At 66.8% G+C, this 11,386-nt stretch carries 10 protein-coding genes; 7 read left to right on the plus strand and 3 right to left on the minus strand.

The window, feature by feature from the left end; all coding sequences use genetic code 11:
- Positions 1 to 21 precede the first annotated feature (21 nt).
- The 5 genes from infB (at position 22) to pnp (ending at position 6,625) form a co-directional block, all read left to right on the plus strand.
- Positions 22 to 2,529 (plus strand): translation initiation factor IF-2, encoded by a 2,508-nt coding sequence (gene infB / locus ACQ1W9_RS01470; protein ID WP_431024993.1) that lies wholly within the window; start codon positions 22 to 24, stop codon positions 2,527 to 2,529.
- Between the two features lie 20 nt (positions 2,530 to 2,549).
- Positions 2,550 to 2,939 carry a 30S ribosome-binding factor RbfA gene (gene rbfA, locus ACQ1W9_RS01475; RefSeq protein WP_346061116.1) on the plus strand — a complete coding sequence of 130 codons (390 nt, stop codon included), beginning with the start codon at positions 2,550 to 2,552 and terminating at the stop codon, positions 2,937 to 2,939.
- Entirely contained in the window at positions 2,939 to 3,856 is a 918-nt protein-coding gene (gene truB, locus ACQ1W9_RS01480) for a tRNA pseudouridine(55) synthase TruB (RefSeq protein ID WP_431024994.1), read from the plus strand. Before rbfA ends, truB begins: the two co-directional genes overlap by 1 nt.
- A 76-nt stretch (positions 3,857 to 3,932) precedes the next feature.
- Positions 3,933 to 4,202 carry a 30S ribosomal protein S15 gene (rpsO, locus tag ACQ1W9_RS01485; protein ID WP_431024995.1) on the plus strand — a complete coding sequence of 90 codons (270 nt, stop codon included), beginning with the start codon at positions 3,933 to 3,935 and terminating at the stop codon, positions 4,200 to 4,202.
- Between the two features lie 299 nt (positions 4,203 to 4,501).
- A complete protein-coding gene (gene pnp, locus ACQ1W9_RS01490; RefSeq protein ID WP_346061119.1) occupies positions 4,502 to 6,625 on the plus strand; it encodes a polyribonucleotide nucleotidyltransferase in 2,124 nt (707 codons plus the stop codon).
- 101 nt (positions 6,626 to 6,726) lie between these two features.
- On the opposite strand, the gene ACQ1W9_RS01495 is transcribed toward pnp, so the two are convergent.
- A complete protein-coding gene (locus tag ACQ1W9_RS01495) occupies positions 6,727 to 7,269 on the minus strand; it encodes a GspH/FimT family pseudopilin (RefSeq protein WP_431024996.1) in 543 nt (180 codons plus the stop codon).
- A gap of 92 nt (positions 7,270 to 7,361) precedes the next feature.
- Between ACQ1W9_RS01495 and thiO the strand changes: the two genes are divergently transcribed.
- Positions 7,362 to 8,456: a glycine oxidase ThiO gene (thiO, locus tag ACQ1W9_RS01500; protein ID WP_431024997.1), complete on the plus strand. Its 1,095-nt coding sequence runs from the start codon at positions 7,362 to 7,364 to the stop codon at positions 8,454 to 8,456.
- Between the two features lie 30 nt (positions 8,457 to 8,486).
- Here thiO and ACQ1W9_RS01505 read toward each other — a convergent pair whose 3' ends face one another.
- A complete protein-coding gene (locus ACQ1W9_RS01505) occupies positions 8,487 to 8,750 on the minus strand; it encodes a PP0621 family protein (protein WP_346061122.1) in 264 nt (87 codons plus the stop codon).
- Between the two features lie 99 nt (positions 8,751 to 8,849).
- Here ACQ1W9_RS01505 and ACQ1W9_RS01510 point away from each other — a divergent pair, with 99 nt between their 5' ends.
- A complete protein-coding gene (locus tag ACQ1W9_RS01510) occupies positions 8,850 to 10,481 on the plus strand; it encodes an NAD+ synthase (RefSeq protein ID WP_431024998.1) in 1,632 nt (543 codons plus the stop codon).
- 95 nt (positions 10,482 to 10,576) lie between these two features.
- Here ACQ1W9_RS01510 and ACQ1W9_RS01515 read toward each other — a convergent pair whose 3' ends face one another.
- The gene (locus ACQ1W9_RS01515) at positions 10,577 to 11,383 is read right to left on the minus strand and encodes an outer membrane protein assembly factor BamD (RefSeq protein WP_346061124.1); all 807 of its coding nucleotides are present in this window, start codon (positions 11,381 to 11,383) and stop codon (positions 10,577 to 10,579) included.
- Positions 11,384 to 11,386: the final 3 nt, after the last annotated feature.

Consider the following 11,386-nt stretch of genomic DNA (forward strand, 5'->3'; position numbering starts at 1 on the left):
CACGGGCTCAGGAGGGTCGCAATGTCAGACATGACCGTTAAAGATTTTGCAGCCAAGGTGGGACGCGATGTGCCCCGCCTGCTGGAACAGATGAAAGAAGCCGGGCTGTCTCATCAGTCCGAGAGCGACGCCGTCTCCGAAGAGGACAAGCGTTGCCTGCTCGACTACCTCACCAAGAGCCACGGCGGCAGTGGCGCCGGTGCCGGTGCCCGCAATCGCATCACCCTGACGCGCAAGACCAAGAGTCGCATCAAGACCGGTGAGCGTGGCAAGACCATCGAGGTGCAGGTGCGCAAGAAGCGTACCTATGTGAAGCGCGAGGAAGAGCAGCCCGCCGAGGAGCCCAAGGTCCAGGATCATGGCCCCCGCCAGTTGGTGGGTGACATGGCCGAGGCCGAAGCCAAGCGTGAGGCCCGCGAAGCGGAAGAGGCCAAGGCGCGTGCCGCCGAGCAGGCCGCCCAGGAGGCCGCCGCCAAGCTGGAGGCCGAGAAGGCCGTCGAGGTGCCGGAGATTCCGGTGCCCGAGCTGGAGACCAGCCAGCCCGCCGGCGACCAGCCCCCGGCGCCGCCCAAGGAGGGGCGCACCGATCGCCGTACCGCGCCGCCCAAGAAGACCGCCGCCAAGAAGGGTCGCCACGAGCGCGATGACGATGATCGTGACGAGCGGCGTCGCGGTGGCGCCAAGAAGGCCAAGCGCGCCGAGCGTCGCAGCACCCGCCGTGGCGGTGGTCGCGACAGCGGCGGCAAGCACGGCTTCCAGAAGCCCACCCAGCCGATCGTTCGCGAGGTCTCGATCCCCGAGTCGATCAGCGTCGCCGACCTGGCCGACAAGATGTCGATCAAGGCCAACGAAGTGATCAAGGCGATGTTCACCATGGGTGCCGCGGTGACCATCAACCAGACCATCGACCAGGACACCGCCGCCATCGTGGTGGAGGAAATGGGTCACACGCCCAAGCTGGTCAAGGACGATGCGCTGGAGACCGAGGTCCTCGCCGGCATCTCCTACGAGGGCGAGGAGATCACCCGTTCGCCGGTGGTCACCGTGATGGGTCACGTCGACCACGGCAAGACCTCGCTGCTCGACTATATCCGTAAGGCCAAGGTCGCCACCGGCGAGGCCGGCGGCATCACCCAGCATATCGGCGCCTACCACGTGGAAGGCGCGCATGGTGGGGTGACCTTCCTGGATACCCCGGGTCACGCGGCCTTTACCGCCATGCGTGCCCGTGGTGCCAAGGCCACCGACGTGGTGATCCTGGTGGTGGCCGCCGACGACGGCGTCATGCCCCAGACCATCGAGGCCATCGAGCACGCCAAGGCCGCCGAGGTGCCCCTGGTGGTGGCGGTCAACAAGATGGATAAGTCGGGCGCCGATCCCGACCGGGTCAAGAACGAGCTGTCCCAGCACGGCGTCATCTCCGAGGAATGGGGTGGCGACACCCAGTTCGTGCATGTCTCCGCGCATACCGGCGAAGGCATCGATGACCTGATCGAGGCGGTGCAGCTGGTCTCCGAGGTGCTCGAGCTCAAGGCCGTGCCGGAAGCACCCGGCAAGGGCGTGGTGGTGGAATCGCGCCTCGACAAGGGCCGCGGTCCCGTGGCCACCGTGCTGGTCCAGAACGGTACCCTGAAGAAGGGCGATATCGTCCTCGCCGGCCTGCACTATGGCCGCGTGCGCGCCCTGACCAACGAGCTGGGCCAGCAGGTCGATGCCGTGGGGCCGGCGATGCCGGTGGAGATCCAGGGCCTCGACGGTACCCCGGATGCCGGCGACGACTTCATGGTGCTGGCCGACGAGAAGAAGGCCCGCGAGGTCGCCAACTTCCGTCAGGGCAAGTACCGCGAGGTGCGCCTGGCGCGTCAGCAGAAGGCCAAGCTGGAGAACATGTTCAGCCAGATGGGCCAGGACGAGGTGGCCAAGGTCAATATCGTCCTCAAGGCCGATGTCCAGGGCTCCCTGGAGGCCATCAAGGGCGCCCTGGAAGAGCTCTCCACCGACGAGGTCCAGGTGGCCGTGGTCTCTTCGGGGGTGGGTGGCATCACCGGCACCGACGCCAACCTGGCGCTGGCCTCCGAGGCCATCGTGGTGGGCTTCAACGTGCGTGCCGACGCCGCCGCCCGCGAGATCATCGAGCGCGAAGGCCTGGATCTGCGCTACTACAGCGTCATCTACCAGCTGATCGACGAGGTCAAGCAGGCCATGAGCGGCATGTTGGCGCCGGAGTGGAAGGAAGAGATCGTCGGTGTGGCCGAGGTCCGCGACGTCTTCCGTGCGCCCAAGATCGGTGCCGTGGCCGGCTGTATGGTGGTCGAGGGTACCGTCTATCGCAGCAAGAAGATCCGCGTACTGCGCGACAACGTGGTTATCTACGAGGGCGAGCTCGAGTCGCTGCGTCGCTTCAAGGACGATGTCCAGGAAGTGCGCAACGGCATGGAGTGCGGCATCGGCGTGAAGAACTACAACGATGTCCAGGTCGGCGACAAGATCGAGGTCTTCGATCAGGTCAAGGTCGAGCGCTCGCTGTAACGCCCTAGGAGCAGAGTCCCATGCGCGAATTCAAGCGTACCGACCGGGTCGCCGACCAGCTGCAGAAGGAGCTGGCGGTGCTGATCCAGCGCGAGGTCAAGGATCCGCGCCTGGGCATGGTCACCGTCAGCGGCGTCAAGGTGAGCCGTGACCTCGGTTATGCCGACGTCTATATCACCCTGCTGGGCGAGAACGACGCCGAGACGATCAAGGCGAACCTGGTGATCCTGCGCCGGGCGGCGGGCTTCCTGCGCGGCCAGATCGGCCGCCGCATCAAGCTGCGCCATGTGCCGGAGCTGCGTTTCCACTACGATGAAAGCGTGGTGCGGGGCCAGCGGCTCTCCTCGCTGATCGACGAGGCGGTGGCCAGCGATCGCGACCGCCAGGACGACGACGAGGAACCGCGCTGATGGCACGGCGTCGTCGCGGGCTGCCCATCGACGGTGTCCTGCTGCTGGACAAGCCCCAGGGCCTGTCCAGCAACCAGGCCCTGCAGCGCGCCCGGCGCCTCTATCAGGCCCAGAAGGCCGGCCATACCGGCACCCTGGACCCCATGGCCACCGGCCTGCTGCCGGTCTGCTTCGGCGAGGCCACCAAGTTCTCGTCGCAGCTGCTGGAGGCCGACAAGGTCTATCGCGCCCGGCTACGGCTGGGGGTGACCACGACCACCGGCGATGCCGAGGGCGAGGTGCTCCGGGAGCGGCCGGTGCCGGTGCTGGACGAGGCGGCCATCGAGGCGGTACTCGCGCGCTTTCGCGGCGAGATCGAGCAGCTGCCGCCGATGTATTCGGCGCTGAAGCACCAGGGCCGCCCGCTCTATGAACTGGCCCGCGAGGGCAAGACGATCGAGCGTGCAGTCCGCCGCGTGACGGTTTATGATGTGCGCCTTCTCGCCCTGGAGGGCGGGGAATTCACGCTGGAAGCCAGCGTCAGCAAGGGCACCTATATCCGCACCCTGGCCGAGGATATCGGCGAGGCGTTGGGTTGCGGCGCCCACCTCACCGCCCTGCGGCGCCTGAAGACCGGGCCCTTCACGGCGGAGGGGATGCTGACCCTCGAGGCCCTGGAGGGGCTCGACGAGGCGCAGCATCGGGCGCATCTGCTGCCGATGGATGTGCTGGTGGCGCACCTGCCGTCGCTGACGGTGGAGGCCGCTGCCGCCGGTCGGCTGACCCATGGTCAGTCGGCGCGGCTCGAGGTGGGTGAACTGGCCGTGGACAGCACGGTACGACTCTATCATGACGAGGCCTTCCTGGGCCTCGGCGTGGTAACGGGGCCACAGGAGGTGGCACCGAAGCGGCTGCTGAGTAGCGCGGCCGCATCCTAAGGAGCATCGCCGAGACTGCAAATATGCGTGGTCTCACCCATTCATTATTTAGGCATATTGCTTACTGGAGACACAGATGGCACTGACCGCTGAACAGAAGGCCGACATCGTCAAGGAATTCGGCCGTGGCGAGAACGACACCGGTTCCCCCGAAGTGCAGGTGGCCCTGCTGAGCGCCAACATCAATGGCCTGCAGGATCACTTCAAGAGCAACAAGCAGGATCACCACTCCCGTCGTGGCCTGATCCGCATGGTTAACCAGCGTCGTAAGCTGCTGGACTACCTGAAGCGCAAGGACTTCGAGCGCTATCAGGCACTGATCCAGCGCCTCGGCCTGCGTCGTTAAGAAAAGGGTATTTCGCGACTGCGCTCGATATCCTGGCCGCCGGCGGTGCTCGGAATCCTCATGTAGCAGGCTACACTCCGGTTCCTGCGCTCCGGCGGCGACCAGCCTCTCATCGCTCGTAACGCGAAATCCGCCTTTTCTTTCAGGTCTCGAAAAACGGGTAGCCCTCAGGGGCTGCCCGTTTTTTTGTCTTTGGCGGAAAAGCGGTTGCGGTGGCCCTGACGAGCGGCAGGCCCTAAAATGATCGCCGAGTCGAGCAGACCGCAAATGAAAACGCATCGAAAGGTAAGGACGTCACCGTGAACCCGGTAAAGAAAACATTCCAGTACGGTCGCAGCACCGTCACCCTCGAGACCGGCCGCATCGCCCGCCAGGCCACCGGCGCCGTGCAGGTCACCATGGACGATACCGTGGTGTTGTGCACCGTGGTGGGCCGGAAGGAGGCCAACCCGAACCAGCCCTTCTTCCCGCTCTCCGTCCACTATCAGGAGAAGACCTATGCCGTGGGCAAGATCCCCGGCGGCTTCTTCAAGCGCGAGGGGCGCCCCACCGAGAAGGAAACCCTCACCTCGCGGCTGATCGACCGTCCGATCCGCCCGCTCTTCCCCAAGGGCTTCATGAATGAAGTCCAGGTGATCTGCACCGTGCTCTCCGCGGATCGCAACCAGGATCCGGATATCGCCGCCCTGATCGGTACCTCCGCGGCCCTGGCCATCTCCGGCATTCCCTTCGGCGGCCCCATCGGCGCCGCCCGGGTCGGCTTCTCCGAGGACAAGGGCTACTTCCTCAACCCCAGCGTCGAGGAACTCACCACCTCCGAGCTGAACATGGTGGTGGCCGGCACCGAGAAGGCGGTGCTGATGGTCGAGTCCGAGGCCAAGGAGCTGCTCGAGGACGAGATGCTGGGTGCCGTCCTCTACGCTCACCAGGAAATGCAGGTGGCCATCAAGGCCATCAATGAGCTGGTTGCCGAGGCCGGCAAGCCCAAGTGGGACTGGCAGCCGACGGCGGAGAACACCGCCCTCAAGGAGGCCATCGCCAGCGGCTTCGAGGCCAAGGTGGGTGAAGCCTATCGCATCACCGACAAGATGGTTCGCCAGGACGCCCTGGCCGCCGCCAAGGCCGAGGCCGTCGAGCAGCTGGCCGGCGAGGGTGAAGGCAAGTTCGACGCCGACGAGGTGAAGGGCGCCTTCGCCAGCCTCGAGAAGCGCGTGGTCCGTGCCCGGGTCACCAATGGCGAGCCGCGCATCGACGGTCGCGACCTCAAGACCGTACGGCCGCTGGCCATCGAGGTGGGCAGCCTGCCCAAGGCCCATGGCTCCGCCATCTTCACCCGTGGCGAGACTCAGGCCATCGTGATCGCCACCCTGGGCACCCTGCGCGATGCCCAGCTGATCGAATCCCTGGAGGGGGAACGCAAGGATCGCTTCCTGCTGCACTACAACTTCCCCCCCTACTGCGTGGGCGAGGCCGGCTTCATGGGCGGCCCCAAGCGCCGCGAGATCGGCCATGGTCGCCTGGCCCGGCGCGGTATCCAGGCCATGCTGCCCGCCGAGGACGATTTCCCCTACACCATTCGCGTGGTCTCCGAGATCACCGAGTCCAATGGCTCCAGCTCCATGGCCTCGGTGTGCGGCACCTCCCTGGCGCTGATGGATGCCGGCGTGCCCCTCAAGGCGCCGGTGGCGGGCATCGCCATGGGCCTGGTCAAGGATGGCGACAAGTTCGCCGTACTCACCGATATCCTCGGTGACGAGGATCACCTGGGCGACATGGACTTCAAGGTGGCCGGTTCGGCCGCCGGCGTCACCGCCCTGCAGATGGATATCAAGATCGAGGGCATCAACGAGGAGATCATGGAGCTCGCCCTGCAGCAGGCCTACGATGCCCGTCTGCATATCCTCGAGCAGATGAATGCGGTAATCAGCCAGAGCCGCGATGAGCTCTCCGAGAACGCGCCCTCCATGGCCACCATCAAGATCGACCCGGAGAAGATCCGCGACGTCATCGGCAAGGGCGGCGCCACCATCCGCAAGATCTGCGACGACACCGGCGCCTCCATCGACCTGGACGACGACGGCACCGTACGCATCTATGCCGACGACAAGGCGGCGGCCAAGGCGGCCATCGATATCGTCCTGGAGATCACCGCCGAGGCGGAGATCGGCAAGCTCTACAACGGCAAGGTGGTGCGTATCGCCGACTTCGGCGCCTTCGTCAATATCATGCCGGGCACCGACGGCCTGGTGCATATCTCCCAGATCGTCCCGGAGCGGGTCAATGACGTTCGCGACTTCCTCAACGAGGGGGACGAGGTGATCGTCAAGGTGCTGGATATCGACAACCGCAATCGCGTCAAGCTCTCCATCAAGGAGATCACCGCGGAAGAGAAGGCGGCCTTCGAGGCAGAGCTCGCCGAATAAGCGCTGCCCGCTGAGGTAACGACGCCCCCGCATCCGCGGGGGCGTCGTCGTTTATGGGCCCAAAAAGACGGCGAGGGCCGCCCGTCGTCGGACGGATTGGCTCAGCAATCCGGCTCGGAGACCACCCGAACCCGCCCCAGGTTGCTGAGGATGACCTGGGCGCCGGTGCCCAGGCGCCCGCAGATACGGAAGGTGCCGTTATGCCCCGCCGAACGGCCCAGGGCGGTATAGCGTACCGGGCGCAGGTCCTGGCGGAAGCTGACTTGGGTGCCACGCCCCGGGGGCAGCTCCTTCAGCAGGGGGGCATCGCTCAGGTCGCCCCCGTCGGCGCCGCCCTCGACGATTACCAGGGGCGCCGCCCAGTCGGCGCCGTCGCAGCTCAGGCGATCCCGGCTGGGGCAGACGGTGATGGTGGTGCGGCGCGTCACGGCGGTATTACGGGCCTGGGCCAGGGCGGTCTTGAGGCGTAGTACCTCGGCGACCACCTCGTTGCGGGCGCTGAAGCGCTGGTAGTTGGGCAGGGCCCAGGTGGCCAGGATGGCGACGATCACGATGGCCACCAGCAGCTCGATCAGGGTCAGCCCCTTTGCCTGCCGGGGGGGCTTGCCGGTACTGTATACAACATCCTGGATCTCGGGGCGCATCTCGCCCTCCCGGATCGCTCCTTAATCAGGGGTGATTCATTAACCCTAGTTCGCGCCGCGATCCTGCTTGTCAGCCGGAACGGGAAACTGCCGTGAGTGATTTCGTAATCGTGGGAGGGGGCGTCATCGGCATGATGAGCGCCCTGCAACTGGCCGATGCCGGCCATGAGGTGACCCTGGTGGAGCGTCATGCCTGTGGGCGTGAGTCCTCCTGGGCCGGGGGCGGGATCGTCTCGCCCCTCTACCCCTGGCGCTACACCCCGCCCATCTCACGGCTCTCGAGCTGGTCCGAGGGCTACTACCCGGAGTTGGCCCTGCGCCTGCTGGAGGAGACCGGGATCGACCCCGAGTACCGCCAGAAGGGCCTGCTCTACCTGAGGGTCGACGACGAGGCGCGCGCCCTGGCCTGGGCCCGGGAGGTCGGCAAGCCCCTGGAGCGGGTGGATGGCACCTTCCTCTACGACAAGGAGCCGGCGGCGGCCCCTGGCTGCGATGGTGCCCTGTGGATGCCGACTCTGGGCAGCATCCGCAATCCGCGCCTGGTGCGTGCCCTGCGGGCGCGGCTCGCGGCCATGCCCCGGGTGCACTTGCGCGAGCAGACCGAGGTGACGGGGCTGCGCGCCGAAGGGGGACGAATCACGGCGGTAGAGACCGCCACCGGCCCCATCGCCGGGGAGCAGATCGTGGTCTGTGGTGGTGCCTGGGCCGCCGAGCTGCTGGCCGGGGTGGGGGTGGAACTGGCGGTGCGCCCGGTGCGCGGCCAGATGATCCTCTTCCGGGCGCCGCCTGGGCTGGTCAGGCGGGTGGTGCTGATGGACGGGCGTTATGTGATTCCCCGCGCCGATGGCCGGGTGCTGGCCGGCTCGACCCTGGAGGAGGTGGGCTTCGACAAGGCCACCACCGAGGTGGCCAGGGCCTCGCTCTGGGAGAGTGCCACCGCCATCGTGCCGGCCCTGGCCCAGTGCCAGGTGGAGCACCATTGGGCGGGGCTGCGCCCCGGTTCCCCGGATGGGGTGCCCTTTATCGGCGCCGTGCCCGGCTTCGCCAACCTGCACGTCAACGCGGGGCACTACCGCAATGGCCTGGTGTTGGCCCCGGCCTCGACCCGCCTGTTGGTGGATGGCCTGCTGGGCCGCGAGCCGATCCTCGACCCGGCTCCCTATGCCCTAAGCACGCCCCGGGAGTAGGTTCGGCTTGGCCGCTTGGCCGCTTGGCCGCTACTCGCTTTTCTGCTCTTCCAGGTACTTGTCGCGGTGGGCGCTGCAGCAGAACCAGTCGCCCCGCTCGCGCAGGGCGTCGGCCTCCGGCAGATGCACCTGGCAGTAGCGGCAGCGCACCATATGCCCCTCGGCGGCGGCCTGGTCGTCGCCCTCCAATAGCTCCTCCCGGTCGAGTTTCCACTCCCGATACATGCGATAGAGCTTGAGGCCGGCGAAGAAGAGAAGGGCGAAGATGATCAGGCGTATCAGCAAGAGATTCATCCTAGGGTGGCTCCCTGGTCGGGCGGCTTGGCTTTGCTACCTGAGCGGCCATGCGGGACAATGTGGGTTACCCGAGAGTTTCGAGAGATTTCCACGACCATGCAAGACCTGACGCTGGTGATGGCCCAACTCGACCCCCTGGTCGGCGATATTCCCGGCAATACCGAGCGCGCCATCGAGGCGGTGCGGGAGGCCCGTATCGAGCATGGGGCCGATATCGTGGTGTTGCCGGAGCTGTGCCTGACCGGCTACCCGCCGGAGGACCTGCTGCTGCGCCCCTCCCTGGAGACCCGGCTGCGTCATGCGCGGTCGCGCATGGCCGAGAAGGTGGCCTCCGGGGTGCTGGTGATCGTCGGCTACCCGGGGATCCGCGAAGGCAAGCGCTACAATCTGGCCGGCCTGCTCTACAACGGTGAATGGCTCGACGAGTATGCCAAGCAGAGCCTGCCCAACTATCAGGTCTTCGACGAACAGCGCTACTTCGAGGCGGGCCATGCCCCCCTGGTGATCGACCATCTCGGCGTGCGCCTGGGCATCCTGATCTGCGAGGACCTGTGGGCCGAGACTCCGGTGCTCCAGGCCCGGGATGCCGGGGCGGATATCCTGATCAGCCTCAACGCCTCGCCCTTCCACCATGACAAGCCCGCCGAGCGCCTGGCGCTGCTCAAGGCGCGGGCCGCCGAGGCGCGTCGCCCCCTGGTCTATGCCAACATGATCGGTGGCCAGGACGAGCTGGTCTTCGATGGCGGCTCGGCCTGTGTCGACGCCGAGGGGGAGCTGCGGGTTCAGGCCCCCCACTGGGAGGTGGGGTTGATGCCGGTGCAGTTCGTCAATATCGATGGCCTCTGGGTGCCCCAGACCGGTGAGTGCGTAGAGGTGCCCGACCCCGAGGAGAACCTCTACTGCGCCCTGGTCACCGGGCTGCGCGACTACGTCAACAAGAGCGGCTTCCAGGGCGTGGTGCTGGGCCTCTCCGGGGGTATCGATTCGGCGCTGTCGCTGGCCATCGCCGTGGACGCCCTGGGACCCGAGCGGGTCCAGGCGGTGATGATGCCCTATCACTATACCGCCGAGATCTCCCAGGAGGACGCCGCCGGCCAGGCGAAGCTGCTCGGCGTGCACTACGAGGTGCTGCCCATCGCCCCCATGGTGGAGGCCTTCACCGCCACCCTGGCGGACAGCTTCTCCGGTACCGAGCGGGACACCACCGAGGAGAACCTCCAGTCGCGCATCCGCGGCGTGCTGCTGATGGCGATCTCCAACAAGAAGGGGCTGATGGTACTGACCACCGGTAACAAGAGCGAGATGGCGGTGGGTTATGCCACCCTCTACGGCGATATGGTGGGGGGCTACAACGCCCTGAAGGATGTCTACAAGACCTGGGTCTATCGCCTGGCCCGCTGGCGCAATGCCCAGGAGCCGGCGATTCCCGAGCGGGTCATCGAGCGCCCGCCGTCCGCGGAGCTGGCGCCGGATCAGCAGGACAGCGACTCCCTGCCCGACTACGACACCCTGGATGCCATCCTGGTGCGCTATATCGAGGGGGACATGAGCGCCGAGGCGATCATCGCCGCCGGCTTCGCGCGGGACGACGTCTATCGGGTGGTGCGCCTGGTGGACCGCTGCGAGTACAAGCGGCGCCAGGCCCCGGTGGGGGTGCGGGTGACGCCACGGGGCTTCGGCCGCGATCGCCGCTATCCCATCGTCAATGGCTGGCAGCCCGGCGACTAGGCAGACAACGCCGACGCCGGAGCGCCCAACGCAAGACGCCACCCCGAGGGGTGGCGTCTTGCTGAGTGCCTGTTACCGGATATCGGGCCGCTGGCTCAGGCCGAGATCGCCGGCGCCTCGACATGCTTGGGACGGAAGCTGCGCCCCTGCAGCCGCTCATGGTCGGGGGCATTGTCGATCAGGGTGCGCAGCACCTCCCGGGCCCGGTCATTCATCTCCAGGCCCATATAGCCTTCCACCATGACCGCCAGGGCATCCCGGGTGGCGGGGGTCTCCGGGTAGTTCTCGACCACCCAGCGGCCGCGCTCCACGGCGGCCAGGTAGGCACCGCGGCGCAGGTAGAAATCGGCCACGTGCAGCTCATGCTGGGCCAGCAGGTTGCGCAGGTAGACGATGCGCTGGCGGGCGTCCGGGGCGTACTCGCTGTCCGGGTAGCGCTCCACCAGGGCGCGGAAGTCGGTGTAGGCATCGCGGCTGGCGCCCAGGTCGCGCTTGGAGATATCGATCAGGCGCAGCCGCTCGAGGCTGAAGCGCCCCGCCTGCCAGGAGGCCAGGCCGCGCATATAGAGGGCGTAGTCGGCCTGGGGGTGACTGGGGTTCAGGCGAATGAAACGGTTCGCCGCGGCCCGGGTCGCCTCCCAGTTATCGGTCTGGTAGTAGGTGTAGATCAGATCGAGCTGGGTCTGCTCGGCATAGTCGCCGAAGGGGAAGCGGGTATCCAGCGCCTCCAGCTCGTTCAGGGCGCTGGTGTAGTGGCCGCGCTCCAGGGAGCCGCGTGCCTGCTCGTAGAGCGCCTGCTCCTCGAGTTCGGGAACGCTCTCGCTGGTGGAGGCACAGCCGGCGAGCAGCAGGGCGGCCAGGGCGAAGGCACCGAGCCGGGTGCCGCTGGTAGAAACGCGCATTAT

The sequence above is a fragment of the Halomonas sp. H5 genome (assembly GCF_050613175.1).
GTDB classification, from domain to species: domain Bacteria; phylum Pseudomonadota; class Gammaproteobacteria; order Pseudomonadales; family Halomonadaceae; genus Bisbaumannia; species Bisbaumannia salifodinae.

Coding starts and splice junctions, on each gene's coding strand:
- infB (WP_431024993.1), top strand. CDS start 22: ATGTCAGACATGACCGTTAAAGATTTTGCAGCCAAGGTGGGACGCGAT.
- rbfA (WP_346061116.1), top strand. CDS start 2,550: ATGCGCGAATTCAAGCGTACCGACCGGGTCGCCGACCAGCTGCAGAAG.
- truB (WP_431024994.1), top strand. CDS start 2,939: ATGGCACGGCGTCGTCGCGGGCTGCCCATCGACGGTGTCCTGCTGCTG.
- rpsO (WP_431024995.1), top strand. CDS start 3,933: ATGGCACTGACCGCTGAACAGAAGGCCGACATCGTCAAGGAATTCGGC.
- ACQ1W9_RS01495 (WP_431024996.1), bottom strand. CDS start 7,269: ATGCGCCCCGAGATCCAGGATGTTGTATACAGTACCGGCAAGCCCCCC.
- ACQ1W9_RS01505 (WP_346061122.1), bottom strand. CDS start 8,750: ATGAATCTCTTGCTGATACGCCTGATCATCTTCGCCCTTCTCTTCTTC.
- ACQ1W9_RS01510 (WP_431024998.1), top strand. CDS start 8,850: ATGCAAGACCTGACGCTGGTGATGGCCCAACTCGACCCCCTGGTCGGC.
- ACQ1W9_RS01515 (WP_346061124.1), bottom strand. CDS start 11,383: ATGCGCGTTTCTACCAGCGGCACCCGGCTCGGTGCCTTCGCCCTGGCC.